This is a genomic window from Tsuneonella sp. HG094 (assembly GCF_053819285.1).
In genome coordinates, this window is record NZ_JBSORA010000001.1 from 439369 (window position 1) to 464613 (window position 25245).

The window sequence follows — 25245 nt, forward strand, 5'->3', positions numbered from 1 at the left end:
TGGAAGTTGCGGGCGGGCTTGTCCATGCCTACCTCAGGGTCGATGCGGTCAGCGAGATTTCACGGGCGTTTCGAGGACCAGGTCCAGGAATGCCAGGCGCCGGGCTGCGACGAGCCCGGGCAGTTCCGCGCGCCCGGTCCGCGCTCTCCAGGCTTCGACGGTCCCGGCGATCACCTGTGGTTCTGCCTCGACCACGTCCGCGAATTCAACGCGCGCTACAACTATTTCGCGGGAATGACCGCGGACGAGATTGTCGCCGCGCAGCATCCCGCGGCGGGCTGGGCGAACGGCAGCACCACGCGCACGTTTCGTGCCGATGCCGGCGTGTCGGATACGCCGCGCTGGGCCGATTTCGCCGATCCGCTCGATGCCATCGGCGCGCGCGCGGCCGACGTGCGCAGGCATGCCGGGCAGCGGGCGCGCGAAACGATGCGTCCCGCCCGCTTCAACCGCGAAGAGCAAGCGGCGCTGACAACGCTGGACCTTGGCGGCGACATCGATCGCAGCGCGCTGCGGCGGCGCTATTCGGAACTCGTCCGGCGCTATCATCCCGATCGCAACGGCGGCGACCGGAGTCACGAGGGGCGACTGACCCGCGTGGTCGAGGCGTACCAGCTCCTCAGGAAGAGCGCCGCGCTGGCCTAGCTGCTGGCCTGCGCCTCGGCGATCAGCGCGCCGTCGATCGCCTTGCCCGCCTTGTAGCCTTCGCGGTTTCGGAAACGCGCGGCATAGGCCTCGAAGGAGGGGCGCGGGGGGATCGATCCGAACATCAGGCCCCAGTCGACCGTGCTGCCGACATAGACGTCGGCCATCGTGAACCGCTCTCCGCAGACGTAGTCGCGGCCCGACAGCCAGCCGTCGAACGCGTCGATCGTGCGATCGTAGCTGCCGAAACCGGCCATGCCTTCGCGTTCCGCAGGCACTTCCCAACTCATGCTGCGCGCGACGACCGCCTGCTCGACCGGCCCGGCGGCGAAGAACAGCCAGCGAAAGTAGTCCGCCTTCTCGTGCTCGCGCGGGAGGAGGTCGGGCGCGGTCATCTCGGCAAGGTAGTGGCAGATCGCCGCCGCCTCGGTCACGACGTGGTCGTGGCTACCATGGTGGTGCACGATAGTCGGAACTTTGCCCATCGGGTTGACCGCGACGAGGTTATCCTTCGCCGCCCAGTCGACCAGCACCTGCTCGTAGTCCGCACCGGCCTCGTGCAGCGCCCAGCGGACGATCTGCCCGCGGCTCATCGGGTTCGTGTAGAAGGTGTACTCAGCCATCGTCTCGCCCTTTCGTTCGTGAGGAACGTAAATAGAACAAACTGGGCCGTCAATCGCGGTCTGGCGCGCCCGGCGGGAAGTAGTGACGATAGGTCCGCGCTTCCTCGACGCAACGCGCGGCAGCCGGGAGAGCGAGAATTTCGGCGCGCAGTGCCTGTACACGCGGGCAGCTCTGCGGAATCCGTTCGATCCAGTCGGCGTAGAACAAGCTCGGCACCGCGGCGCACGTGACCAGGCTGACGTGCGGCGGAAGCGTATTGCGACCTAGCCATTCCTCGAGCCACGCGTAGCTGTGCAGCAACCCCGTGCTGGCGGCGGCCAGCGCCGTGGGGTCGGGGTTGGCGCGATCGGCGATGTACGCGTTCACCGTCAGCTGCGCGACGTCCATCACGTAGCGATCGAAGAACCGGTCCATCATCCGGGCGATCACTGCACTGGCGGGATCGCCGGGGATTAGCGGTGCGGGTCCGGGGTGTTGCACCGCCAGATGCTCGACGATCGCGGTTGATTCGAAGATCACCGCCTCGCCATCGACCAGCACGGGAAATTTGCCGGCCGGGTGCGCCTCGCGCACGAAATCCCAGTGGTTGCCCTCGGCGGGATCGACGTTGCGGAACTCGAATGCCGTGTCATTGGCGTAGAGCGGGATCAGCGCCTTCCACGTGTAGGACGAGAACGGGTGGCCGTAGAGGATCAGGCCACTCACCAGGAACCGTCCTGCATCTTCTGCTGGCGCACGTGCTCGCGGTCGCTTTGCGCGGCGATGGGGGCGGCATCGGGATAGGGTGGCAGCGTTCCGCCGGGCGTGTAGTGCGCGATCACGGTGCCCTGGTCGGTGACGGAGTGCTGCGTCATTGCCAGCTTGTCGACCGGCGTTCCCTCGCCGAACAGCCGCTTGCCGTGGCCGAGGAGGACCGGAAAGGTCATCGTGATCAGCTCGTCGATCAACCCTGCTTCGAGCAGCGCCGGATAGATCGTGCTCGATCCCTGGACGATGATGTCCGACCCCGGCTCGGCCTTGATTCGCGCAACGTCCTCAACCCCCGACAACCGGTGGCTGTTCTGCCATTCGAGCGGTTGGTCGCCTCGGGTGAGGACGTACTTGTTCGCGGCGTCGAACGCATCGCGCATCGGGCGGTTCTCGGGCTCCTCGGCATAGGGCCAGTACGCGGCGAAGATGTCGTAGGTCCGCCGTCCGAGCAGCAGGTCGTAGTCGCCCGAGAACAGGCCGCCGAGAGTCTCCTCGATGCCCGGGTCCCAGATTTTGAACATCCAGCCGCCTTCGCGGAAGCCGCCTTGCGTGTCCTCGGTCGGGCCGCCGGGGGCCTGCATCACCCCGTCGAGCGACAGGAACGCGGCGCCGGTAATCTTGCGGGTCATCGTATCAGTCTCCTCGGCGCGCGGCGTCGATCTTCGCCACGTCGATCTTCTGCATCTCCATCATCGCCGCGAAGGCGCGCTTCGCCTCGTCGCCGCCCGCGACTTGCGATTCGAGCAGCGTGCGGGGAGTGATCTGCCAGTTGAAGCCCCACTTGTCCTTGCACCAGCCGCACGCCGATTCCTGCCCGCCATTGCCGACGATCGCATCCCAGTAGCGGTCGGTCTCGGCCTGGTCCTCGGTCACCACCATGAAGCTGACGCTTTCGTTGGGCTTGAACATGTCCCCGCCGTTCAACCCGGAAAAAGCCCGCCCGCAGACGGTGAATTCCACGGTCAGCGGATCGCCCTTTTTCCCGCTCGGGAAATCGGCGGGTGCGCGGAACACCTGGCCAACCGCGCTGTCGGGAAAAGTCGCAGCATAGAAGCGCGCCGCCTCCTCGGCGTCGCCATCGAACCACAGTACCGTTGTCAGCTTGTCCATTTCAGGTCTCCTTGCGCGGGCCGACGAGGCCGAAAGGCGCGCCTTGTGGATCGGAGCAGTGAACCGAGTATTCGCCGCCCGGAATCTGCATGATTTCGCCGTTCAGCGTCCCGCCGCCCGTTGTCACCGCGCCAGCTGCGCGGTCGATGTCGTCGACACCGATGTAGTAGGACCACGAGGTGCCGCCGCCGCCGGGCATTTCGGGCATGATCGCGCCGATCATCCCGTCGGCTCTATTGATGAACAGGTAATCGCCGAGCGGACCCATCGGCATGCTGTCTTTCTGCTCCCAGCCGAACTGCCCGGTGTAGAGCGCCACCGCCTCGGACGGGTTCGACGTCTGAAGTTCATTCCAGCGCATGTGCTGGGCCTTCTCATAGTCGAAGACGTCGCTCTTCGCGTCCGGATTGCCGGGGGGCGGGGTGGGCTTCATCAGGTAGATGTGCGCGCCTTGCGGATCGGTCAGCAGCGCGATGCGCCCGACGCCCGGCATGTCCATCGGCCCCATCACGATCGACCCGCCCGCCGCGACGAACTCCGCTGCGGTGGCATCGACATCGGGCGTGTGGACATAGCCGAACCAGCCGGGCTTCCAGCCGTCGCCGATCATCTCGTCGCCCATGACGAGGACGCCGCCGGCAAAGCCGCCGTCGCTGCGGCCGATCATGTGGTAGGCCCCGCCCCCGCCCGAAGGCATGGCATGCTCGCCGATTTCCCAGCCGACGACCGCGCGGTAGAATTCGCGCGCGCCGACGACGTCGGGCGTCATCAGCTCATACCAGATGAATGCCCCGCGATCGGTCGGATCACCCATGGCTCAGTCTCCCGCCTGGAACAGCAGGTCGAACCCACCGAAGACCATGCGCTTGCCGTCGAACGGCATGTCGCTGCCGTCAGGAGCGCCGAAATCGGTCTTCATGCGCTCGTCGGCCATGATTTTTTCCTGCGACGCATCGGCAGTTTCCTTGTCGGGCCAGATCATCCACGAGAAGACGACCTTCTCGCCTTCCTTGAGGTCGACCGCCTTGCGAAAATCGGTCCACTGGCCGTCCTTGATGTCGGCTTCCCACGCCTCGACGTGGCCGGTGCATCCGTAATCCTTGGCGATCGGCCAGAACTTGGCGGCGACTTCACGATATTCCTCTTTCTTGTCCGCCGGGACGGGGACGATGAATCCGTTGATGTACATGGGTCAGGCTCCTTCCATCTGGGGTTGTGGGTGGCGCGCGAAGGCGGCCATCTGGTCGGCCAATGCCCGCGCATAGGCGGGGCGTGCGGTGCCGCGTTCGAGGTATCGACCGATCGCCGGGTGTTCGGCGATCAGGGGGCTGTCCTCGATGGTGCGCAGGATCGTAACCATCGCGATGTCCGCGATCGAGAACGCTCCGGCGATCCATTCCTCGCCCGCGACCCGCGCCTCGACCGGCGCGAGGCGCTTGCGCAGGAATTCCTCGAGCGACGGGCGACGCAAGGTCGCCCATTCCTCACCCTTGGCGAAGAAGGTGATGTTGCCAAACTCCATCATCACTGGCTCGACCGTGTTGAAGGCGCCGAGCAGCCAAGACAGGGTGGTCGCGCGGGCCTGCCCGCCTGCCGGGAGCAGGGTTTCGCTCTTCTCGCCGAGGTGGATGAGGGTAGCGCCGCTTTCGAACACATGGATACCGTCATCGACGATGGCGGGAACCTGGCCCCACGGCTGTTCGCCAAAGTAGCTCGTGGGCTTGTTCATCACGTTGATGAGGTGCTCGCGATAGGGGATGCCAGCCTCTTCGCACGCCCAGCGGGGGCGCAGGTCGCGCACATGCCCTTGCGCGAACGGTGGTACCCACTCGTATGCGTAGATTTTGAGGCTGGCTGCGGGATCGAGCATACCCACCGCTCAGCTCGCCGGCTCGGCCGCGAACGCTTCGGGCCCCTGCTCGACCGCGGCCGGGTCCATCCAGTTGGGCTCCCAGATATGGCCGTCCGGGTCCTCGAAGCTGCGGCCGTACATGAAGCCGTAGTCCTGCTTCGGATTACAATCCGGGTTGCCCCCGGCCTTCGCCGCCGCATCGACGATGGCATCCACCGCGTCGCGGCTCTCTCGGCTGATCGCGAGCATCAATTGCGCGCTCGTCTTGGGGTCGGGTATCGTCTTGCTTGTGAACGTCTTCCAGAAATCGTGCGTCAGCAGCATGACGTAGATCGCATCGGACAGGACCATGCAGGCCGCCATCTCGTTGGTGAACTTCGGCTCGTTGGTAAAGCCGATGGCCTCGTAGAACGCCTTGGACCTGGGCAGGTCCGCAACGGGCAGGTTCACGAAAATCATCTGGGTCATGACGCTCTCCTCTCATCCGGGCCGCGACTCGGGACTTGCGATTCGTCCCACATTGAGTTACTAAAAGCAACTATGAAGTTACAAAAAGAAACGTCCGAGTCGAAACAGGGTCATGGTCGCTGGTATGCCGATGCCTGCGGAACGGCGTTCGCAATGGAACTGGTGGGCGAGCGCTGGTCGCTCCTGATCGTTCGCGAATTAATGCTCGGCGGGCGCAGGTTTTCCGACATTCGCGCCAGCCTGCCCGGAATCTCCGCCAAGGTGCTGACTGAGCGCCTCGCCTCGCTGGAGGAGGCACGTGTGCTGGTCCGTCGCCAGTTGCCGCATCCGGCGAAAGCACAGGTCTACGAGTTGACCCCCTGGGGCTATGCCGCCGAGCCGCTGATCCAGGAAGCGGGCCGCTGGGCCGCGCAATCGAGCGCGCACGATCCCACGCTGCCGCTGTCGCCGGTATCGCTGATGCTGTCGATGCGCACGATGGTCGACAAGGCGAAGGTTGGCACGGTGAAGGGCCGGATCGGGTTCGCGGTCGGCGACGAGACGTTCGTGGCCGAACCGGGCAAGGGAGAACTGCCGATCGCCAGGGCGCCGGTAGAGGGTGCCGACGCCGTGTTCCGCGCGCCCGTCGCCGCGGTGATCGCGGGCGGGATCTATGCAGGCGTGCCGTGGACCGAACTCGAGCGCGATGCCGGTCTTCGCATCGAGGGCAATCGCGATCTCGCCATGCGCTACGTCAGCCTGTTCAGCCTGCCGCCGCCGCTCGCCTGAGGCGCTTCAGTAAGCGGACATCCGCTTCTCGAACGTAGCCAGCGCCCGGTCGAACTCGGCGACGTCGCCGACCGCGCGGGCGGCCAGCTCTGCGCCCTCGATCTGGGCGAGCAGCGCGCGCGCTTCCTCGTCGATGTCGCCCGCCACGGCGATCGTCCGATCGCGCCGACCGGTCTGGAGGATCGCTGCAAGCCGCCGAACGGTCAGTCCGCGTGCAGTGCCGAGGGCGTCGCGCATCGCACGACCGAGGGGTGCGGCATCTCCGGCGAGAGCGGTCAGGACATCGAGCGCTTCGCCTTCCGCCAGTGCCTCGCGGCGAGCGCGGATGAAGGCGCGGAACATCACCGTGCCGCGCCGCTGGTCGGCATCGGCCACGGCTTGCTCGGCCTCGAGAGCAGCGATGCGTCGTTCGATGAGGGCGAGGCCGAAGTCGAGCTTGGTTTGAAAATGGTGGTGCAAGCTGGCCTTTCTGATGCCGGCGCGACTTGCAACTTCGCCGAAGGCGAGCCCGCCAAACCCTTTTCGGCGAACGATTTCCGTGCCGATTTCGAGCAGTGTTTCGCGGCTCGTTTTCATCAACCTACCCCTTAGTAGGTTTTGTCGTTTACCGTCAAGACACGAGCCTACCTCAAGGTAGTTTCTCAGCTTGCGCCTCGCCTGAAGCAAAGGTTGGAGGCGCGCGCGAGGAAATAGCGTTGCGGCCTCCCGCGCGCACGTCTAGTCCGCCAACCGCAATGAACGACATGACCGACGCACTCGACACAGCCCAGCGCACCGTCCTCGCCGCGCCCGATACGACCGTGAGCGCACGCGATGTTTTCGGCCTCGACGTCGCCTGGCAGGTTCCGGCTTTCTCGAAGGCCGACCCCCGCGTGCCGGACATCGACGACAGCTACGTGTTCGACACGGACACAACGATGGCGATCCTCGCCGGGTTCGCGTTCGACCGCCGCGTCATGGTCCAAGGCTATCACGGCACCGGCAAGTCGACCCACATCGAACAGGTCGCCGCCCGGCTCAACTGGCCGTGCATCCGCATCAACCTCGACGCGCACATCAGCCGTATCGACCTCGTCGGCCGCGACGCGATCGTGCTGCGCGACGGATTGCAGGTGACCGAGTTCCGCGAAGGCCTGCTGCCGTGGGCGCTGCAGCACCCGGTCGCCCTGGTGTTCGACGAATACGACGCCGGGCGTCCGGACGTGATGTTCGTGATCCAGCGCGTCCTCGAACAACAGGGCAAGCTGACCCTGCTCGACCAGAACCGCGTGATCCGCCCCGATCCGCACTTCCGCCTGTTCGCGACTGCAAACACCGTCGGTCTCGGTGATACGAGCGGGCTCTATCATGGCACGCAGGCGATCAACCAGGGCCAGATGGACCGCTGGAACCTGGTGGTCGCGCTCAACTACCTGCCGGCCAAGACCGAGCAGGACATCGTCTCGGCCAAGAGCCCGGAGACCGACGCCAAGGTCGTAGCCGACATGGTCAAGGTCGCCGACCTGACCCGGCAGGGCTTCATGGGCGGCGACATCTCGACCGTCATGAGCCCGCGCACCGTGATCACCTGGGCCCAGAACGCCGCGATCTTCGGCGACGTCGGCTTCGCGTTCCGCCTCACCTTCCTCAACAAGTGCGACGAGGCCGAGCGGGTGCTCGTGGCCGAATACTACCAGCGCGTATTCGGGGTCGACCTGCCGGAAAGCGTGATCGGCAAGAAGTGAGGGCACTGCTCGCCGTCGCGGCGATCTCCTTCGCGGCATCGCCGGCAAGTGCGCAGGAGGCTGCAGCGTCATCGGTGGCAAAGCCTGTGCGCGTCGTGCCGACCGTCGCGCGGCGTCATCCCTCGGAAGCGACCGCGACCGGGCGCAAGGTCGATATCCCGCAGGCGGCGAAGGACGCCGGGCACAACGGCAGCGTCACCTGGCAGGTGAGTGTGGGGGAGGACGGCAAGGCGGCCGGCTACACCCTGATAGACACCAGCCACTCTCCCGCGATCGATGCGACGGCGCGGGAATGGGCAGAACGCGCCTATTATCTCCCCGCACTCGACGCGCAGGGAGCGAAGGTCGCCGGAACCGCACGCGTCCTTCTTTCCTACGCGCGATGGGACAGGCGCAGCCCTGGAGGGGGGCTCGACGACTACACGTGCGCCGACCTGGTCCGCGAAGCCGACTGGTTCGCCGCCGCCAACAGGGGGGAGCGGGCAATCTTCTGGCTTGAGAACGCCTACACCTCGTTGCCCGGGTTGCGCGCCATAGAACGCGGCGAACCGTTCAGCCGCCAGCAGCGTGAAGCAAGCTATGCGCGCCGCGAAAAGGAATGGCAGAAAGTGATCGGTCGCTGCCGGAAAGCGCCCGACCGACCGTTCCTGGAACAGGTGGACGATGCCCAATTCTACCGCTCGATCGTGGAATCCTTTTGATATCGCATCGACACGCGCCGCTTTCCAAAGCTGTATTGACTTGGTAACACACTGACGATGTCGCTTCCCTGGTCTCACCCTAGAAAGCCCGCCGAGCCCGAGCCGCACGGCGGCTATTTCGCGCTGCATGAAACCTACGGAGACGGCTCGCGGATCGATGACCGATTTGACGATTGGGACCGCCGGCTCGACACTGCCGAGCCGACCGCGCGAACCAAGCGGCAGTGGTTCGGCCGCCGCAAGCGGTGGTGGATAGGGCGAGGGATCGCCGCGCTGGCGGCGCTTTTCATCCTGATCGTCGCGTGGCTCGCTGTCACCGCGCCGCTGTCGAAGTCGCTCAACCCGATTGCCGCACCCCAACTCACCCTGCTTGCAAGCGATGGCACTCCGATCGCGCGCAACGGTGCGGTAATCGACGAGCCGGTCGAGGTGAAGAAGCTGCCGCCGCACGTGGTCGAGGCGTTCCTCGCGATCGAGGACCGGCGTTTCTATTCGCACTGGGGGATCGACCCGCGCGGCATCGCGCGGGCGGCTTTCACCGGCGTCGGCGGCGGATCGACAATCACCCAGCAGCTCGCCAAGTTCACGTTCCTCACCCCCGAACAGACGCTGACCCGCAAGGGCCGCGAAATGCTGATCGCCTTCTGGCTGGAGGCGTGGCTGACCAAGGACGAAATCCTCGAGCGGTATCTGTCGAACACCTATTTCGGCGATAATATCTACGGCCTTCGCGCGGCATCGCTGCACTATTTCTACCGCCAGCCCGAGCGGCTGCGGCCCGAACAGGCGGCGATGCTAGCGGGGCTGGTCCAGGCACCATCGCGTTTCGCCCCGACCAAGCACTACGACCGAGCGGCCAGGCGCATGGCGATGGTCAAGGCCGCGATGGTCGACGCCGGTTACCTGACGCCCGCGGAGGCCCGCGCGATGCGCGCGCCGCGACTCGACGTGCGTCCCGCGCCCAACTTGCCGACGGGAACCTACTTCGCCGACTGGGCGCTGCCGCAGGGCCGGCAACTCGCCGAGACGGGATACGGCGGCCAGACGCTGACGACGACGCTCGATTCGCGCTTGCAGGCGATCGCCCGCCGCGCCACCGCGCAGGTGCCGGGAAAGGCGCAAGTCGCGCTGGTCGCGATGCGGCCGAATGGCGAGGTCGTCGCCATGATCGGCGGCAAGGATTACGCCCGTTCGCCCTTCAACCGGGCGACGCAGGCACGGCGCCAGCCGGGCTCCACCTTCAAGCTGTTCGTCTGGCTCGCCGCGCTGCGCGACGGAATGGACCCCGACGACAGAATCGACAATCGCCAGATCACCACCGGCGGGTATCGCCCGAAGAACGCAGGCGGTACTTATTCCGACAGCATCACGCTAGAGGATGCGTTTGCCCGTTCGAGCAACGTCGCCGCGGTGCGCCTCCTGCAGGCTGTCGGGAGCGAAAAGGTGATCGCGACGGCACGCGATCTCGGCGTTACCTCTCCGCTGGCACAGGGCGATCCAAGCCTCGCACTTGGCACCTCGACCATGACGCTGCTCGAATTGACCGCGGCCTATGCGGGGATCGCCGGAAACGATTTCCCGGTCGTTCCGCGCGCCTTTGGCCAGCCCGAGAAAGGCTGGCTGGCGCAGGCCTGGGACTGGAGCAATCGCGAGCGTCTGTCTGGCCGGACCCATGCCGAGATGGAACAGATGCTGCGGGCAGCCATCAACCGGGGCACCGGGCGGGCTGCCTCGCTGTCGGTCGCCAACTTCGGCAAGACCGGCACCAGTCAGGATTATCGCGATGCCCTGTTCGTGGGGTACGCGGGCGACCTCGTGGTCGGAGTGTGGGTCGGCAACGACGACAATACCCCGCTCGCCGGAGTGACCGGGGGCAGCGTACCGGCGCGCATATGGCGCGATTTCATGAGCCAGGCGCTCGGTCGCGGTGCTGCCCGGCCCGCTCCCGCACCCGACGAGAGCGAGGATCCCGGCACTCCGATCGAGCCCATGGACATTCCCGGTATGGAAGACCTGCCCGAAGCCGAGTTTCCGTTCGATCAGAACGGCTCGCGCGTTCGCATCGGCAACGACGGCCTTACGGTATCGACCGATGTCGAGGGGGTACCGGTTGATGTGAGCGTTGGCAGGGAGGGGTTGCGGGTCGAACCAAGAACTACCCCTCCGCCGCCGCCACCGCCGAGACCGCGACCAACGCAGTAGTAGTCAGTAGGCGAGGTCCGGTTCGACCAGCAGCACGTTCATCACCGCAGTCGCGATCGGGCGTTGCGGATCGTCTTGCCAGGCCTCGATCGACAGGTTGGCGACCCTTCGGCCGAGGCGGACGACCCGTCCCCGTGCTTGGCTCTCGCGGGTTCGGCCGGTCGAGAGATACTGCACGGTGACGTTGATCGGCTTCAACTGTGGGTGGCGGCCTTTGGCGTCGAGGGCGGAGCGAAGCGCAGCGTAGCCGGCCGTCTCGAGCAGTCCGGCTATCGCGCCGCCATGCCAGGCGCCCGGCCGGCCCTCGAGCGCATGATCGAACGGCAGCGACAGTATCGGGGCGTCGCCGACCTGCGCATCCGCTGCCACGATACCCAATGCGCGCGCGTAAGCGGTAAGGTGATCGGTCACCGGGCGATCATCCGCGAAGGATCCAGCGCAACGAAGACTGCGGTCATATCAGCTACCGGATCGTCCGCATCTCCGTCGTGTGCACGCCCGCGGACGAAAGCCGCCGATCGCGTCCGGCGATAGCATTCGACCCGCCCGAAGATCGAGAACGTGTCGCGGGAAGGGCGGAGGTAATCGACCCTCAGGTCGAGCGTCGCGACCGGCTTGAATTCCCCATTGGTCACCCAGATCGCCATGCCGGCGGCCATGTCGAGCAGGCTGATGATCGGGCCGCTCGCCATCACCAGCGACTGCGAATCGCCGACGAGGTCTTCGCGCCAGGGAAGTTCGAGCTCGCACCAGTTTTCGCCGTGCGTGCTGTACCGCAGCCCCAGCCAACCGGGATGCGCGCGCGCGAGCACGAATCGCGACAGCGTTTCGGCATCGAACTGGCCACTCGGGAAATCCATCGCGCTGCCCTGACAATGCGTGGACGGCCTGACAATCGCTCCTAGTGAGATCGGCGCGCCTATCTGAGGAGTCAGCGACGATCACGCCAAAAAAAACGGGGCCGTGAGGCCCCGTTTCGTAAGAACAAGAATGTCCCAGCCATTACGGGCTGACGGGATCGTCCTCGCCATTGGTGGCGATGATGATCGCCGCAATGACCGCCGCGAGGGCGAGGATCGCGAGGACCCACGAACCGCCCATTTCGCTGCCTTCTTCGGCGGGAGCGGCGGCGCGCTGCGGAGCGGCCTGTGCGACCACCGGGGCCGCGGTCAGCGAAAGTGCGGCCGCGGCAGCGGCGAGGTTACGGAAAGTCATACTCAAATCTCCTCGAAGCGCTTATCTCTTCATTCTCAGCCCGGTCGCACTAAGCGAACCTTGCAAAACTGACAACCCGGATTTTTACCGGGATTGTGCGAAAAATTCAAACGTTTGGGGGATTTTCCGGACACTGCTGCCTTTTGGCAACGGCGCCTGTTCGAACCCTGTTTTACCCCCGAACTTTGCTGCAACGCTCCTCATCACGAACGGTTCCCGACAAATTTATCTTTGTGAAAACAGCATGCGAACCGGAGCGATCAAGGTCTTTCACACGGCGAGAGTTGATTTCCGGTTAACGCGATCGGGCGGTCGGAATCGCGCGCTCGTCGGCGGTATAGACACGCTCGCCGCCGACCCATGTCTGCAAGACGCGAGTCGCGCGAATACTCTCGGGCGTGGCCAGCATCGGATCGCGATCGATCACGATGAAGTCCGCGCGCAGTCCAGGCTTCAGTTCGCCGAAGCGCGATTCGCCGAAGCCGGCGTAGGCGCCGGATGCGGTGTAGGCGGCGACTGCGGCTTCGCGTCCTACGGTCTGGCCGGGTTGCCAGCCGCCGAACGGCTGCCCGTCAGGGCCGGTACGGCTGATCGCCGCTGCCAGCCCGGCGAACGGATCGACCGATTCGACCGGCGCGTCGGTGCCGAACGCGAGCGACCCGCCGCCTGCGGCGATGCTGCGCCAGGCGTAGGCGCCCGATAGCCGCGCCGGTCCCAACCGCGCTTCGGCCATCAGGCGGTCGGAGGTCTGATGCACGGGCTGCATCGAGGCGATCGTGCCATGCGCGCCGAAGCGCGTCAGGTCTGCCGGGTCGACGATCTGCGCGTGCTCGATCCGCCAGCGCCGATCGCCCGTGTAGGTTGCCGAGAGTTCCTCGATAGCATCCAGTGCCTCGGAATTGGCGCGGTCCCCGATGGCGTGGATCGCCAACTGGAACTTGTCGAGCGCCGCGCGGCTCATGACGTTGCGGAGTTGGGTGCCGGTCATCAGCGGCAGTCCTGTATCGCGCGGACTGTCGGCATAAGGCGCCTTGAGCCACGCACCGCGTGAGCCCAGCGCGCCATCGAGGTAGACCTTCACCCCGTTGAGCCGCAGCTTGTCGTCATAGAGCCACGGGGTCGGCCCCGGACCGCCGATCAGTTCCATTGCCTCGATCCCGGCGGCATAGGCCATGATTCGCACGCGGAGCCACCCGGCATCGCCCGCCCGGCGATAGGCCTGCCACGCCTCGATCGAGGTGCCCATGTCGGCGACCGAAGTGACGCCATTGCGAATCAGGAGCTCCTGCGCCTTGCCGAGCGCCAGGTCCCAGTCGTCCGCGCGTGGGGCGGGGACCGCCTTCTGGACGAGGGTCGCGGCGTTATCGACGAAAACGCCCGCCGGCGCCCGCGACCCGGCCACTCGCTCGATCCGCCCGCCCGACGGATCGGCAGTCGCGGCGGTGATTCCGGCAGTCTGGATGGCGCGCGTGTTGGCCCACTGGGCGTGGCCATCGACGCGTTCCATCAGAACCGGGCGGTCCGATACTGCCGCATCCAGCTCGGCTGCGGTCGGAAAGCGACCGAGGCCCCACATCTCCTGATTCCAGCCGCGACCGACGATCCACTTGCGATCGGGATTGGCCGCAGCATAGGCGCGGATCGCGGCCTGCGCCTCGGCGAGCGACTTCGTGCCCGACAGGTCGAGCGTGAGCGCGCCGAACCCGATGCCCATCACGTGTAGGTGCGAATCGACGAAGCCGGGGATCACCACGGCACCCTTGCCGTCCACTGCGAACTGGGTGCGCGGCTTCTTGTCCTTGCGCTCGAGAAGCTGCTTCACGCGCCCCTCGTCGTCGATCCAGATGCCGGTGAAGCGGGTGACCTTGCCCTGTCGATCGACCGAGATGCCCTGGACATTGTCGACCAACGTGTCGGCGAGGGCAGGCGAGGCGAGAGCCAGGGCGAGAAGCGGCAGGAGCTTTGCGATTTTCATGGCTCTATCGACTAGGCAAGTTTCGCTGTGAAGCAAATGAACAAGCGACGTGTTTCCCCGCCGCGCCATTTCCCCTAGGGCGGCGGCCATGAACGCGACCGAACCCCTTAGTGCCCCGGTGGGCCAAGCGCTGCCGCTGACGATCGACGATGTCCACGCCGCCGCCGCGCGCATTGCGGGCGCTGTCGTGCACACCCCCACGATGCATTCGATCACGCTGTCGCAGATCACCGGCGCGGATATCTGGCTCAAGTTCGAGAACCTGCAGTTCACCGCCGCCTACAAGGAGCGCGGTGCGCTCAATGCGTTGCTGCAACTCACCGACGAGCAGCGCGCCCGCGGCGTGATCGCGGCATCTGCGGGCAATCACTCGCAAGGGCTGAGCTACCACGGTACGCGGCTCGGCGTGCCGGTCACGATCGTCATGCCGCGCACCACGCCGAGCGTGAAGATCATGCAGACCGAAAGCGTCGGCGGCCGCGTCGTGCTCGAGGGCGAGACCTTCGACGACGCCTACGGCCACGCCCGCAAGCTCGAAACCGAGCTGGGCCTCACGTTTGTGCATCCGTTCGACGATCCGCACGTTGCGGCAGGCGCCGGGACGACCGCCCTCGAGATGCTGGCCGATGCGCCGCAGATCGACTGCATGGTGGTGCCGATCGGTGGGGGCGGGCTCATTTCGGGCATGTCGACCGTCGCCAAGGCGCGCGACCCGCAGATCGAAGTCGTGGGGGTCGAGGCGGCGCTTTATCCTTCGATGTACGGACGCATGAAGGGAACGCCGGTCAAATGCGGCGGCGACACGCTGGCCGAGGGCATCGCGGTCAAGGAGCCGGGCGAATTCACCTCGCGCGTGATCGCCGAGCGCGTGGACGACATCCTGCTGGTGGGCGAAGACGCGCTCGAGCGCGCGGTCAGCCTGCTGCTGCAGATCGAAAAGACCGTGGTCGAGGGGGCGGGCGCCGCCGGGCTTGCCGCAGTGCTGGCGCATCCCGAGCGATTCCGTGGTCGCACGCTCGGCCTGGTGCTGTGCGGCGGCAACATCGACACGCGCCTGCTCGCGAACGTGCTCCTGCGCGATCTTGCCCGGTCGGGCCGCCTCGCGCGGCTGCGGATCACGCTGCAGGATCGCCCCGGCGCGCTCTACAAGGTGATGAGCGAATTCGACGCGCACTCGGTGAACATCATCGAGATCTATCACCAGCGAATCTTCACCACGCTGCCGGCCAAGGGCCTCATCACCGACATCGAATGCGAAGCCCGCGACCGCGAGCAGATCGACGCGCTGGTCGCGGCATTGCGGGCAAAGGGCTATTCGGTGAGCCAGGTGGAGCTCAACTGACCGCTTGCGCGCCTTCGGAAACTTCTTCGCAACTGTGCAAACTAAGTTTCCGTTAACCGAGATAGATGGTTAAAGGTGTTTTACCGAAGGCCCTGAAAGGGCATACGGGGGTCACGCCACAACAGCGCTGAACGCGCGTGCAAGAGGATCGTACGGCAACCGTGACGGCACCAGTCCGCTTCCCCCGGTTTTTCGTGACGAGCCCCGCGCCGTGCCCGTACCTGCCCGGGCGCAGCGAGCGGAAGGTCTTCACCGAGCTCAAGGGACCGCACGCCGACCAGCTCAACGAAGCGCTGGGCCGCATCGGCTTCCGACGCAGCCAGACGGTCGCCTACCGGCCGAGCTGTCTCGATTGCCAGGCTTGCATTTCGGTGCGCGTCCCGGTCGGCGAGTTCGCCTCGTCGACCACGCAGAAGCGAAATCTCAAGCGCAATTCCGATCTCGTCGTCAGCGAATGCCGCCCGTGGGCGACCGGCGAGCAGTTTGATTTGCTGCGCAAATACCTCGGCACGCGCCATCCCGGTGGCGGCATGGCCGCTATGGACGAGATCGACTACGCGGATATGGTGGAACACACGCCCGTATCCAGCTATGTCGTTGAATACAGGGAGCCCTCCGATGGGCTGACGCCGGGCCGGCTTGTCGGTGCGTGCCTCACCGATCGGCAGGGTGACGGGTTGTCGATGATCTATTCGTTCTACGACCCGGAACATGAGGTTCGCACGGGTCTTGGCAATTACATCATCCTCGACCACATCCGGCGCGCTGCCGCCGATGGACTCGGCTACGTCTACCTCGGCTACTGGGTCGAAGGGTCGGACCGAATGCAGTACAAAATCCGCTATCGCCCGATCGAACAGCTTGGCCGCGACGGTTGGCAGCGCCTCGATGCCGAACGGCACGACGCCCTCATCGCCACCGCCACCGCGCCGCGCAATCGCGCCCGTGATGCCGCCAGCCCGGCCAAGGACGCTTCGCTTCCGCAGTTCGGTCTCGCCGAGTAATCGGGCGCTCCTCGCGGTTGCGGGCGCGGCGCTGGCGCTCTGCCCGATCGCGGCCCAAGCGCAGGACAGCCAGGCCCCCGCTTCGCTCGAAGACCTGATTCCCGATTCGGCCGTCTCCGATCGCGAAGCGTGGGCGCTGCAGGGTGCCCCGGCAGAGGCCGGTGACGATGTCGCCGAACCGGTGACCGAAGTCGATCCCCAGTCGCCCCTTGCCGAAGTGCCGGCAATCGACGTGCCGTGGCCCGACGATCTCGAGCTGCCGCAGCTTGCCCCGCTTGAGCCCGACGATAGCATACAGTTCGCCGAAGACGAGGCGAGCGACTCGGCCCGCCCGGGTTTGGCCGATGCCGATGTCGTGCAGATTACCGCCGAACTCGCGCTTGCTTTCCCGACCGACGACACGCTGTTTCCCGAGCGCGACGCATTCGCCGACCGCTTCAGCCAGCTTTCGACGATCGCCGAGCTCGACAGCGACGACGACAACATCGCCCAGCTTGCCGCCCGCGCGAAGGCGGACGAGGAACTGCTCGCGACGATGCTCCGGGTCTATGGCTATTACGACGGCCAGGTGATCCGCTCGATCGGCGCGATCCAGCCGGGCGAGGGCAACGCCAATCCCCAGCCCGCAGTGCGCTTCGACATCATTCCGGGTGCGCGATATCGCTTCGGCGCGATCGACCTCGGAACCCTGGCATCGGCCGTCGACGGACCGGCGCTGCGCCGGGCGTTCGAGATCGACAGCGGCGATCCGCTGTCGAGCGACACGATCGTCGCCGAACAGTTCGATCTCGACCGCGCGCTCGGCGAAATGGGCTATCCCTTCGCCGCCATCGACGAACCCGAATTGCTTGTCGATCATGCGCGCAGCGAAGGCGACCTGACGATGAAGGTGGCGCCGGGCGGCAAGTTTGCGTTCGGCGAGGTGAATTCCAACCTGCCCGATTTCCTGTCCGGCAGGCACCTCGCCACGATCGCGCGGTTCGATCCGGGCGACATCTACCAGCGCAGCCTGGAATTCGACCTGCGCCGCGCGATCGTGTCGACCGGGCTCGTCTCGTCGGTGACGATCACTCCGCGCAAGGTCAGCGATCCGGTCGGCGATGCGCCGGGCACGGTTGCGCTAGACGTCGAGATGACCAAGGCCAAACTCAGGACCTGGGCGGGCGCGATCGGTTACGGCACGGGCGAGGGAATTCGCCTCGAAGGAAGCTGGGAACATCGCAACCTGTTCCCGCCCGAAGGGATGCTGCGCGTCCGCGGCATTGCGGGCACGCGCGAACAGCTCGCCGGGGTCACGTTCCGCAAGAACAACTTCGGCGGGCGCGACAAGGTGCTCACCCTCGATGCCTTTGCCTCGACGATCGACAGCGACGCCTACGACGCGCGGACGGTGTCGGTCATCGGCACGTTCGAGCGGTTGTCCACGCTGCTGTTCCAGAAGCCGTTCGGTTGGAGTGTGGGCCTGGAAGCCGTGGCGACGAGCGAGCGACCCCAGCCGGTCGGCGGGGTGGCGCAGCCGCGCAACACGTATTTCGTGGCAGCGATGCCGGTCTATGGTCTGCTCGACACGACTGACGACCTGCTCGATCCGAAGAAGGGATTCCGTTTCGGTGCCCGTCTTTCGCCCGAAGCGTCGCGCAACAACCGGATGGAGAGCTTCTACCTGCGCAGCCAGGTCGATGCGTCGTACTATCAAAGCGTCACCGAAAAGATCGTGGTGGCCGGGCGTGTGCGGTTCGGCGCCATCCCGGGAACTGACCTTGCCAACATCGCCCCGTCGCGCAGGCTCTATTCGGGCGGAGGCGGGTCGGTCCGCGGATACGGCTATCAGGCGATCGGCCCGCGCGACGCGCTCGGGCTGCCGACCGGCGGACGAAGCCTTGTCGAAGGCTCGGTCGAGGCGCGGATCGGTACGAAGTTCTTCGACGGCGCGCTGTCGGTCGTGCCGTTCCTCGATGCGGGGTCGGTCAGCCAGTCGGTTACACCCGACTTCGAAACGGTGCGGTTCGGTGCCGGCGTCGGTGTGCGATACAACACCGGCTTCGGCCCGCTGCGGCTGGATGTGGCGACGCCGATCAATCCCTCGCCGACCGATAGCCGGATCGCGGTTTACGTTTCTCTGGGCCAAGCGTTCTGATGGCTGACGAACCGGTCACGGATCCGGCTCCAGAGCCTCTGCCCGAACCGGTGGCAGCCGCTCCTCGCCGGCGCTTTCACCGCACGCGGCAGGTTAGCAAGTGGCTGGTCGGCGGGATTGTCGCGCTCGTGCTGCTGCTGGTCGCCGCGCTGGCGGTGCTCAACAGCCCGATCGGGCAACGCTGGGTCGTCGATCGGATCGCGCAGGTCGCGCCAGCCTCCGGCCTCAAGGTCAGCATCGGCCGGATCGACGGCGACCTCTACGGCAAGGCGAGGCTCCATGACGTAATATTGTCGGATCCGAAGGGTCCATTCCTTACCGTGCCGTTGGTCGATCTCGACTGGCGTCCGATGAGCTGGTTCGCGCGCGGCCTCGACGTACGCGAACTGACGACGCATCGTGGCACGCTGTCGCGCATTCCCGAACTCAATCCCGGCGATCCCGACGCGCCGATCCTGCCGACCTTCGACATCCGGGTGGACAAACTCGCGATCCAGGACCTGACCCTAGCGCCGGGCCTCGCGGGCGAGCAGGCGCAGAAGGTGAACCTGCTCGCGCGTGCCGATATCCGCGACGGGCGGGTGATGGTGAAAGCCGACGGGCGGCTGGGCCGATATGACCGCATTCACGCGCTCGTCGATGCCGAGCCCGACGGCAACAGGTTCGATGTCGACGTCGATTACCTCGCGCCCAAGGAGGGCGTGCTCGCCGGCCTGATCGGTGCCAAGGCAGGTTACCGCGGACTGCTGAAGGGCGCAGGCACGTGGCAAAAGTGGGACGGCTACGGCTACGTCCTGCGCGATGCAGCCACCTTCGCCGCGTTCCGCATGACCAACGCGGCCGGGCGGTACACCATCGTCGGGCAGGCGAAGCCGCAGGCCGCATTGGCCGCGGGCCTGCTGCGCGACGCACTGGGCGAAACCGTGTCGTACAAGGCGGTCGGTACCTTCAAGGACAGCGTGCTCGACGGGTCGGTGCAGCTCGTTACGCCGCGCATCGCGGGACGCGCAGAGGGCGCGCTGAACCTCGGCGAGAACGCCGCCGATCGCCTTGCCATCAATGCTCGCGTCAAGGATCCCGCGCTGCTGGGGCCGGGCACCCGGATCGAGGGCGCGCGCCTCTCCGCAACCGTCGACGGTGCATTCCGCGACCTTGCGATGGAGCATCAGCTCTCGCTGACCCGTTTGGTCAGCGGCACGACGCAACTTTCGGGCGTAACCCAGCAGGGAACCGCCACTTATGATGGGACTCGATGGACCCTGCCGGTCGATGCGAAGATCGCCCGCCTGGTCACGGGGACGGAGCAAGTCGATCCCCGGCTCGTCAATGGCACCGCGCGCGGCACGGTCGTGTGGCAGGGCACCCGCCTGACCTCGGACCGGCTGGCGATTGCGTTCCCGGCAGCGAACGCCCAGCTCGCGCTCAGCGGCGACACCGCGACGAACAGCTACCGCGTGAGCGGCCCGGTTACCGCCAACGGGCTTGCTCTCGAGAACATTGGCACGGTCAACGGCGGGGCGAGCATCGTGGCCACGTTCGGCAATGCGCCGTGGACGCTTTCGGCCGATTTCCGCGGGCGCATTCCGCGCGTGACTAACGCCACGCTCGCGAACCTCGCCGGCCCGTCGATCGCCTTTTCGGGCGGGATCAGCACGGGCGGCGCGCGGCCGCTCGATTTCCGCGGCGTGCGGGTCGATGCGGCCAAGCTCAACCTGACGCTCGACGGAATGATTCGACCGGGTCGGACCACGGTGGCGGGGCGCGGACGGCACGCCGATTACGGCGCGTTCACGGTCGAAGGCGCGTATACCGCGCGCGGACCCGAAGCGGTGCTCGTGTTCGCGAGTCCGTTCCCGGCGGCGGGCCTGAAGGACGTGCGCGTGGCAATCGCGCCGATCAAGGACGGCTTCGGCATCGAGACGCGCGGCCAATCGCTGCTCGGTCCGTTCGACGGCACCATCGATCTCTACGCTCCCGCCCGCGGGCCCACGCGGCTGGCGATCCGCAAACTCGACGTATGGAGGACCTCGGTCACCGGCGAGCTCACGCTGGGCAATGGCGGTGCGGCGGGAACGCTGGCACTGGCTGGTGGCGGCCTCGACGGCACCATCGCGCTCGCGCCGCGCGGCGGCGGGCAGGGCTTCGACGTCAAGCTCGCCGCGCGCGAGGCCACCTTCGGCGGCGCGACCCCTTTATCGATCGGCACCGCCGACATCGAGGTGTCGGGGCTGCTGGCAGAGGGGCGCACGACGATCGGCGGCAGCGTCTTCGCGCAAGGGATCAACTACGGCACGCTCTTCATCGGCCGCCTTGCCGCTCGTGCCGACCTCCAGAACGGTGCGGGCACTTTCACCGCTTCGGTTGCCGGGCGTCGGGGCAGCCGCTTCTCGCTGCAGCTCAACGGCAACGTCGCCCCCCGGCGCATTGCAGTGGCGGCACGCGGCGAATTTGCCGGACGAGCGATTACCATGCCGCGTCGGGCAGTCCTGCTGAAGCAAACGGACGGTGGGTGGCGACTTGAGCCCACTCAGGTCAACTTTGCGGGTGGCGCGCTGATCGGCTCGGGCGAATTCGGCGGCGGTCGCACCGCGATGCGGGTGCAGATGGCCGACATGCCGCTGTCGGTCGCCGACATCGTCACCGACCTTGGCTTGGGCGGCAAGATTTCCGGCGTCGTCGATTTCGCGAGCGGAGGTAACGCGCCGCTGACCGGCGAGGCGCGGATCAAGGTCGACGACCTGACCCGCTCGGGCCTCGTTCTCACCTCGAGCCCGGTCGACGTCGCGATGGTCCTGCGCCTCACGCCGGACCGGCTCGAGACACGCGCGGTGATCGACGAGGGCGGCCAGCGCCGCGGGCGGTTGCAGGGCCGGATTTCCGGGCTGCCGTCGTCGGGCGCGCTCTACGATCGACTGCGAGCCGGCAGCCTGTTCGCACAGCTCCGCTACAATGGCCCGGCCGATGCGCTGTGGCGGCTCGCAGCGGTCGACGCGTTCGACCTCACCGGACCGCTTTCGGTGGCAGCGGACGTGAGCGGGACGCTCTCCCAGCCGCAGGTGCGCGGCACGCTCGCCAGCAACAACCTGCGCCTGCAATCGAGCCTGTCGGGCACCGACCTGCGCAACGTGCAGGCGCGCGGTACGTTCTCCGGCTCGCGCCTGCGGCTGACGAGCTTCCGCGGCACCACGCCAAACGGCGGCACGGTGGTAGGCAGCGGATCGGTCGTGCTCGAGGATCTGGGCATCAAGGGACCTCAGCTCGACATACGTATCGCAGCGCAGAATGCCGCGCTGCTCAACGCGAACGGTCTTGCTGCGACGGTGACGGGGCCCTTGCGGATCGTGTCCGACGGGATCGGCGGCACGATCGCCGGGCGCGTGCTGGTCAACCGGGCGAGCTGGCGTCTTGGCACCGCGGCGGCGGACGTGCGGCTGCCGCAGATCAAGACCCGCGAGATCAACCTGCCCTACGATGTCCGGCCGCGCGCACTGGCGGCGCAGCCATGGCGCTACCTGATCGATGCCCGCGCGCCGAGCCGCGTCGACGTCGACGGCATGGGCCTCGACAGCGAATGGTCGGCCAACGTGCTCGTTCGCGGGACGACCGACAATCCGCGGCTCGGCGGCGAGGCGCGGGTGATTCGCGGTGCCTACTCGTTTGCCGGCACCCGGTTCGAACTGACCCGCGGTATCATCCGCTTCGACGAAGGCGTTCCGATCGATCCGCGGCTCGACATCGTCGCCGAGACTGAGAGCGAAGGGCTCGATGTGGAGGTGAAGGTCCAGGGCAGCGCGCTGGAACCCGAAATCAGCTTCACCTCCAACCCGAGCTATCCGGAGGAGGAGATCCTCGCCCGCCTGCTGTTCGGCGGCTCGATCACCGAGCTGTCGGCAACCGACGTGCTGCAGCTGGGCTCGGCGCTTGCGTCGCTGCGCGGGGGCGGGGGGATGGACCCGATCAATCGCCTGCGCACCGCCATCGGGCTCGACCGCCTCCGCATCGTCAGCGCTGACCCTGCACTCGGCCGCGCGACATCGATCGCGGTGGGCAAGAATATCGGGCGCAGGTTCTACGTCGAGATCATCACCGATGGCCGGGGGTACAGCGCGACGCAGGCGGAATTCCGCATCACGTCGTGGCTGTCGATCCTCGGCAGCATCTCCACCATCGGCCGCGAATCGATCGAGGCCAGGGCGAGCAAGGACTACTGACGACACGAAAACGCCCGGGCCGGCGATGACCGGTCCGGGCGCTTCGTTTCGGGTCTGCTGGTCAGGCGGCGGGGGTCGCAGCCGACGCGGGAGCGCGCTTCACGAACCCGTTGATCGGGAGGACGACGCCGTTGCTGGCAACGAGGGCATCGCCGTCGATGGTCGCCTTGGCATCGTTGGCACCCGTGACCGTGATCGTCTTCCCCTCGGCCGAGAAGGTAACCTGCTCGTCGTCGAGCGTGCGCATGGTGACCGGGCCCTTCTTCGCAGCAATCGCCTTGAGGATCGCGTCGGGAGTCAGGTGCCCGGGCAGGATATGCCCGCGCAGCACGGCCACCAGTTCGGCCTTGTGATCCTCGGCGGTCAGCGTCTTTGCGCCTTCGCCGAGTGCATCGAACGCGTCGTCGTCGGGAGCGAGGATCGTATAACTCCCCGGCCCATCGAACACATCGGCAAGGCCCGCTTCCGACAGGGCACCGGAGACCGTGGAGAGATCCGACTCGCCCGAGATCGCGGCGGCGAGGGTGCGGTTGGCCGCGTCCTCTCCGCCAGCCTGCTCGGCGGCGGTGTCACCGCCGGAGCAGGCGCCGAGCGGCGCGATCAGGGCCAGGGCCGCAGCAGCGGCGATTGGTTTGAATCCACCCATGCTACCCCCCTCAAACCAGCAGTTCGATGGCAGCCTGGATCAGCTGCGTTGTCGGGTCGACCTCGTAGACGTAGCCGTCGGCGTATCGATAGTACGCATCGTCGGTGTCGTAATACCGGTCCTGGTAACCGTAGGGGACATTATAGACGTCGTACCCCGAGGGCATCGGTTGTCCGATACCGAACGTGTCGCCCGTGAGCAGTGCCGCGATCGAGGTGATCGACGACGTGTTCGGGTCGACGCGATAGAGAACATCGTCGGCGTAGCGATAGCCGCCGCTCGGGCCCAGGTTGTAGTAATCGACATAGTAGTCGGGCACCGACACGGGGGCATAATAGTCGGGCCACGGATTGCCGACCGAAAGCGCACCGCCGAGAAGCGGAATGTAGCCGAGAATCGAGTTCGAATTGTTCACCCGATAGAGGTAGCCGTCGTCGTAGTAGTAACGCCCGTCGCCCACGCGATCATAGCCCCACCACGACGGCTGGTAGTATGCACTCTGCCAGTCGATATCGCGCTGCTTGGCGAGGCCCGGGGGCATGCACCCATTGTTCTTCTTGGCGAGGCCCGGGGGGCACCCGTCGACATAACCGTAATCGTAGTCGCCGCGGCGATCGAACACGACCGTGCGGACGTTGTCGCGGTCGTACCGGACGTTAACGTTGCGATCATAGCGCACATTGACATCGCGGACATCGCGCCCCGAGTTGCCGCGCACTTCGCGTTCAACACGGCGTTCGACGCTGCGTTCGGCCTTGCCGCGCTCTGCCTTCATCGAGGGGCCGCGATCAGCCTTCGCCGCGCGGTTCGCATTGCCGTTGCCATTGCCGGACTTAATCGACGGTCCACGGTCGGCCTTGGCCTCGCGCATCGACGGACCCTTGTCGGCCTTGCCGCCACCGCCGCCGCCACCGCCGTGGTTCATCGCGGCGTGGTCCTGCCCGCCGCCCTTGCCGTTGCCGCCGCCGCCGTTGCCCTTGCCCGGTTCGGCGTAAGCTCCGCTCGCGGCCATTGCGATGGCGGCCGCGCCAATCAGAAACTTGCGCATTGTGTATCTCCTTTGCGAACCGAGGAACGGGAGTCGGCGGGCGAATGTTCCATGAACGCGCTACAACGGACGCAAATTTCTGATTTTTCGCATGAAAAGCGCAAAAGAATCTACGCGGAGTAGAACGCAGCCTCTGCTGCACGGCGTCGCGACAGGCCCGAAAGCACGCGTCCGCCCGCCCTGTTCCAGCGACCGAATTCGCTCGCCGCACCGGCGAAATCGCCCGCCAGATGCTTTTTCGTCAGCGTCGCCCGCGCGATCGCTCCAGTGTTGTAATGGAAGCTGACGAGCGCATCGAACTGCGCCTGCGTCGTCGGTGCTTCCCCGAGCGCGTGATCGACGTCGGCGGTGTAGCGGAGCAGGTCGGCGGCGAGCCGCGCGTCGCATTCGGCGCGGGTCCAGACCGTGTCGGGGCCAATCCCGTGACCGGTCGCGCCCCAGCCGATCGTCCACGGCGCACCGCTCCCGGAACCAGTCCGGGACAGGCTCGAGCCGGGATCGGGATAGGCCTCGACCAGCCCGTCGCGGCGCAGTTTCGCCAGCCCTTCGAATTGCTGGATCAGCGCAATACCGCGCGGCGAAATCGCACGCGGGTGCCGAGGGCATGTCACACCTGTCACACTCTCCTGAGCCGAAACTCCCGGCGCCCCGAGGGCGGCATCGATCGCGGTGTCGATCGCGCGCACCTCGTGGTTGCGGAAGCCGCGGCCGAGCAGCTTGCGGACGGTGTCGAAGATCGGTTTGCGCTGCATGGATACCTCGTTGCGGATCAGGGCATAGGGCGAGGCGCAAGCATGTTGCACATTCGCGCCGTGTAGGAAAA

The 25245-nt window shown here is 66.4% G+C and carries 25 protein-coding genes; 9 read left to right on the forward strand and 16 right to left on the reverse strand.

Annotated features, from left to right (window positions below):
- The first annotated feature begins 42 nt into the window (after positions 1-42).
- Positions 43-645: a J domain-containing protein gene (locus ACWPMX_RS02170; RefSeq protein ID WP_455698411.1), complete on the forward strand. Its 603-nt coding sequence runs from the start codon at positions 43-45 to the stop codon at positions 643-645.
- Here ACWPMX_RS02170 and ACWPMX_RS02175 read toward each other — a convergent pair.
- The 8 genes from ACWPMX_RS02175 to ACWPMX_RS02210 are packed head-to-tail and all read right to left on the reverse strand — an operon-like array spanning position 642 to position 5449.
- On the reverse strand, positions 642-1268 hold the full coding sequence (locus ACWPMX_RS02175; RefSeq protein ID WP_455698412.1) for a glutathione S-transferase family protein: 627 nt from the start codon (positions 1266-1268) through the stop codon (positions 642-644). The genes ACWPMX_RS02170 and ACWPMX_RS02175 overlap by 4 nt on opposite strands.
- A gap of 49 nt (positions 1269-1317) precedes the next feature.
- Entirely contained in the window at positions 1318-1974 is a 657-nt protein-coding gene (locus ACWPMX_RS02180) for a glutathione S-transferase family protein (RefSeq protein WP_455698413.1), read from the reverse strand.
- Positions 1971-2648 carry a dihydrofolate reductase family protein gene (locus ACWPMX_RS02185; RefSeq protein WP_455698414.1) on the reverse strand — a complete coding sequence of 226 codons (678 nt, stop codon included), beginning with the start codon at positions 2646-2648 and terminating at the stop codon, positions 1971-1973. Before ACWPMX_RS02185 ends, ACWPMX_RS02180 begins: the two co-directional genes overlap by 4 nt.
- A gap of 4 nt (positions 2649-2652) precedes the next feature.
- Complete coding sequence (locus ACWPMX_RS02190; RefSeq protein WP_455698415.1) at positions 2653-3129, reverse strand: VOC family protein; 477 nt, start codon at positions 3127-3129, stop codon at positions 2653-2655.
- Between the two features lies 1 nt (position 3130).
- The gene (locus ACWPMX_RS02195; RefSeq protein WP_455698416.1) at positions 3131-3943 is read right to left on the reverse strand and encodes a VOC family protein; all 813 of its coding nucleotides are present in this window, start codon (positions 3941-3943) and stop codon (positions 3131-3133) included.
- A gap of 3 nt (positions 3944-3946) precedes the next feature.
- Complete coding sequence (locus ACWPMX_RS02200) at positions 3947-4318, reverse strand: DUF1428 domain-containing protein (protein WP_455698417.1); 372 nt, start codon at positions 4316-4318, stop codon at positions 3947-3949.
- Between the two features lie 3 nt (positions 4319-4321).
- Positions 4322-4999, reverse strand: a complete 678-nt coding sequence (locus ACWPMX_RS02205; protein WP_455698418.1) for a glutathione S-transferase family protein — start codon at positions 4997-4999, stop codon at positions 4322-4324.
- A 9-nt stretch (positions 5000-5008) separates the two neighbouring features.
- The gene (locus ACWPMX_RS02210) at positions 5009-5449 is read right to left on the reverse strand and encodes a VOC family protein (protein ID WP_455698419.1); all 441 of its coding nucleotides are present in this window, start codon (positions 5447-5449) and stop codon (positions 5009-5011) included.
- Between the two features lie 153 nt (positions 5450-5602).
- Between ACWPMX_RS02210 and ACWPMX_RS02215 the strand changes: the two genes are divergently transcribed.
- Positions 5603-6217, forward strand: coding sequence for a winged helix-turn-helix transcriptional regulator (locus ACWPMX_RS02215; RefSeq protein ID WP_455698420.1), 615 nt, complete (start codon positions 5603-5605; stop codon positions 6215-6217).
- A gap of 6 nt (positions 6218-6223) precedes the next feature.
- On the opposite strand, the gene ACWPMX_RS02220 is transcribed toward ACWPMX_RS02215, so the two are convergent.
- A complete protein-coding gene (locus tag ACWPMX_RS02220; RefSeq protein ID WP_455698421.1) occupies positions 6224-6793 on the reverse strand; it encodes a TetR/AcrR family transcriptional regulator in 570 nt (189 codons plus the stop codon).
- 158 nt (positions 6794-6951) lie between these two features.
- On the opposite strand from ACWPMX_RS02220, the gene cobS reads away from it, so the two are divergent.
- The 3 genes from cobS (at position 6952) to ACWPMX_RS02235 (ending at position 10844) form a co-directional block, all read left to right on the forward strand.
- Complete coding sequence (gene cobS / locus ACWPMX_RS02225) at positions 6952-7941, forward strand: cobaltochelatase subunit CobS (protein ID WP_455698422.1); 990 nt, start codon at positions 6952-6954, stop codon at positions 7939-7941.
- 74 nt (positions 7942-8015) lie between these two features.
- Entirely contained in the window at positions 8016-8642 is a 627-nt protein-coding gene (locus tag ACWPMX_RS02230; RefSeq protein WP_455698423.1) for a TonB family protein, read from the forward strand.
- Positions 8643-8699: 57 nt separating this feature from the next.
- Positions 8700-10844, forward strand: a complete 2145-nt coding sequence (locus ACWPMX_RS02235; protein WP_455698424.1) for a transglycosylase domain-containing protein — start codon at positions 8700-8702, stop codon at positions 10842-10844.
- A 3-nt stretch (positions 10845-10847) separates the two neighbouring features.
- Here ACWPMX_RS02235 and ACWPMX_RS02240 read toward each other — a convergent pair whose 3' ends face one another.
- The 4 genes from ACWPMX_RS02240 to ACWPMX_RS02255 form a co-directional block, all read right to left on the reverse strand.
- Positions 10848-11255, reverse strand: coding sequence for a PaaI family thioesterase (locus ACWPMX_RS02240; RefSeq protein ID WP_455698425.1), 408 nt, complete (start codon positions 11253-11255; stop codon positions 10848-10850).
- The gene (locus tag ACWPMX_RS02245) at positions 11252-11704 is read right to left on the reverse strand and encodes a PaaI family thioesterase (protein WP_455698426.1); all 453 of its coding nucleotides are present in this window, start codon (positions 11702-11704) and stop codon (positions 11252-11254) included. The genes ACWPMX_RS02240 and ACWPMX_RS02245 overlap by 4 nt, the downstream gene beginning before the upstream one ends.
- Before the next feature lie 142 nt (positions 11705-11846).
- Positions 11847-12059: a hypothetical protein gene (locus ACWPMX_RS02250; protein WP_455698427.1), complete on the reverse strand. Its 213-nt coding sequence runs from the start codon at positions 12057-12059 to the stop codon at positions 11847-11849.
- A 295-nt stretch (positions 12060-12354) separates the two neighbouring features.
- On the reverse strand, positions 12355-14034 hold the full coding sequence (locus ACWPMX_RS02255) for an amidohydrolase (RefSeq protein WP_455698428.1): 1680 nt from the start codon (positions 14032-14034) through the stop codon (positions 12355-12357).
- An 88-nt stretch (positions 14035-14122) separates the two neighbouring features.
- On the opposite strand from ACWPMX_RS02255, the gene ACWPMX_RS02260 reads away from it, so the two are divergent.
- The 4 genes from ACWPMX_RS02260 (at position 14123) to ACWPMX_RS02275 (ending at position 22728) form a co-directional block, all read left to right on the forward strand.
- Positions 14123-15376, forward strand: coding sequence for a threonine ammonia-lyase (locus ACWPMX_RS02260; RefSeq protein WP_455698429.1), 1254 nt, complete (start codon positions 14123-14125; stop codon positions 15374-15376).
- Positions 15377-15537: 161 nt separating this feature from the next.
- Positions 15538-16380 (forward strand): arginyltransferase, encoded by an 843-nt coding sequence (locus ACWPMX_RS02265; RefSeq protein WP_455698430.1) that lies wholly within the window; start codon positions 15538-15540, stop codon positions 16378-16380.
- Complete coding sequence (locus tag ACWPMX_RS02270) at positions 16325-18517, forward strand: autotransporter assembly complex protein TamA (protein ID WP_455698431.1); 2193 nt, start codon at positions 16325-16327, stop codon at positions 18515-18517. The genes ACWPMX_RS02265 and ACWPMX_RS02270 overlap by 56 nt, the downstream gene beginning before the upstream one ends.
- The gene (locus ACWPMX_RS02275) at positions 18517-22728 is read left to right on the forward strand and encodes a translocation/assembly module TamB domain-containing protein (protein WP_455698432.1); all 4212 of its coding nucleotides are present in this window, start codon (positions 18517-18519) and stop codon (positions 22726-22728) included. The genes ACWPMX_RS02270 and ACWPMX_RS02275 overlap by 1 nt, the downstream gene beginning before the upstream one ends.
- A gap of 61 nt (positions 22729-22789) precedes the next feature.
- On the opposite strand, the gene ACWPMX_RS02280 is transcribed toward ACWPMX_RS02275, so the two are convergent.
- The 3 genes from ACWPMX_RS02280 to ACWPMX_RS02290 all read right to left on the reverse strand — a co-directional run bounded on the left by ACWPMX_RS02280 (position 22790) and on the right by ACWPMX_RS02290 (position 25174).
- Entirely contained in the window at positions 22790-23374 is a 585-nt protein-coding gene (locus tag ACWPMX_RS02280) for a fasciclin domain-containing protein (protein ID WP_455698433.1), read from the reverse strand.
- 10 nt (positions 23375-23384) lie between these two features.
- Positions 23385-24422: a hypothetical protein gene (locus ACWPMX_RS02285; protein ID WP_455698434.1), complete on the reverse strand. Its 1038-nt coding sequence runs from the start codon at positions 24420-24422 to the stop codon at positions 23385-23387.
- 110 nt (positions 24423-24532) lie between these two features.
- Positions 24533-25174: a lysozyme gene (locus tag ACWPMX_RS02290; RefSeq protein WP_455698435.1), complete on the reverse strand. Its 642-nt coding sequence runs from the start codon at positions 25172-25174 to the stop codon at positions 24533-24535.
- Positions 25175-25245: the final 71 nt, after the last annotated feature.

Excerpts from the sequence above, each read along its gene's own strand:
- ACWPMX_RS02170 (WP_455698411.1), top strand. The coding sequence starts at position 43 with ATGCGGTCAGCGAGATTTCACGGGCGTTTCGAGGACCAGGTCCAGGAA.
- ACWPMX_RS02175 (WP_455698412.1), bottom strand. The coding sequence starts at position 1,268 with ATGGCTGAGTACACCTTCTACACGAACCCGATGAGCCGCGGGCAGATC.
- ACWPMX_RS02185 (WP_455698414.1), bottom strand. The coding sequence starts at position 2,648 with ATGACCCGCAAGATTACCGGCGCCGCGTTCCTGTCGCTCGACGGGGTG.
- ACWPMX_RS02190 (WP_455698415.1), bottom strand. The coding sequence starts at position 3,129 with ATGGACAAGCTGACAACGGTACTGTGGTTCGATGGCGACGCCGAGGAG.
- ACWPMX_RS02195 (WP_455698416.1), bottom strand. The coding sequence starts at position 3,943 with ATGGGTGATCCGACCGATCGCGGGGCATTCATCTGGTATGAGCTGATG.
- ACWPMX_RS02200 (WP_455698417.1), bottom strand. The coding sequence starts at position 4,318 with ATGTACATCAACGGATTCATCGTCCCCGTCCCGGCGGACAAGAAAGAG.
- ACWPMX_RS02205 (WP_455698418.1), bottom strand. The coding sequence starts at position 4,999 with ATGCTCGATCCCGCAGCCAGCCTCAAAATCTACGCATACGAGTGGGTA.
- ACWPMX_RS02210 (WP_455698419.1), bottom strand. The coding sequence starts at position 5,449 with ATGACCCAGATGATTTTCGTGAACCTGCCCGTTGCGGACCTGCCCAGG.
- ACWPMX_RS02215 (WP_455698420.1), top strand. The coding sequence starts at position 5,603 with ATGGAACTGGTGGGCGAGCGCTGGTCGCTCCTGATCGTTCGCGAATTA.
- ACWPMX_RS02220 (WP_455698421.1), bottom strand. The coding sequence starts at position 6,793 with ATGAAAACGAGCCGCGAAACACTGCTCGAAATCGGCACGGAAATCGTT.
- cobS (WP_455698422.1), top strand. The coding sequence starts at position 6,952 with ATGAACGACATGACCGACGCACTCGACACAGCCCAGCGCACCGTCCTC.
- ACWPMX_RS02235 (WP_455698424.1), top strand. The coding sequence starts at position 8,700 with ATGTCGCTTCCCTGGTCTCACCCTAGAAAGCCCGCCGAGCCCGAGCCG.
- ACWPMX_RS02245 (WP_455698426.1), bottom strand. The coding sequence starts at position 11,704 with ATGGATTTCCCGAGTGGCCAGTTCGATGCCGAAACGCTGTCGCGATTC.
- ACWPMX_RS02250 (WP_455698427.1), bottom strand. The coding sequence starts at position 12,059 with ATGACTTTCCGTAACCTCGCCGCTGCCGCGGCCGCACTTTCGCTGACC.
- ACWPMX_RS02255 (WP_455698428.1), bottom strand. The coding sequence starts at position 14,034 with ATGAAAATCGCAAAGCTCCTGCCGCTTCTCGCCCTGGCTCTCGCCTCG.
- ACWPMX_RS02260 (WP_455698429.1), top strand. The coding sequence starts at position 14,123 with ATGAACGCGACCGAACCCCTTAGTGCCCCGGTGGGCCAAGCGCTGCCG.
- ACWPMX_RS02270 (WP_455698431.1), top strand. The coding sequence starts at position 16,325 with ATGCCGCCAGCCCGGCCAAGGACGCTTCGCTTCCGCAGTTCGGTCTCG.
- ACWPMX_RS02275 (WP_455698432.1), top strand. The coding sequence starts at position 18,517 with ATGGCTGACGAACCGGTCACGGATCCGGCTCCAGAGCCTCTGCCCGAA.
- ACWPMX_RS02280 (WP_455698433.1), bottom strand. The coding sequence starts at position 23,374 with ATGGGTGGATTCAAACCAATCGCCGCTGCTGCGGCCCTGGCCCTGATC.
- ACWPMX_RS02285 (WP_455698434.1), bottom strand. The coding sequence starts at position 24,422 with ATGCGCAAGTTTCTGATTGGCGCGGCCGCCATCGCAATGGCCGCGAGC.
- ACWPMX_RS02290 (WP_455698435.1), bottom strand. The coding sequence starts at position 25,174 with ATGCAGCGCAAACCGATCTTCGACACCGTCCGCAAGCTGCTCGGCCGC.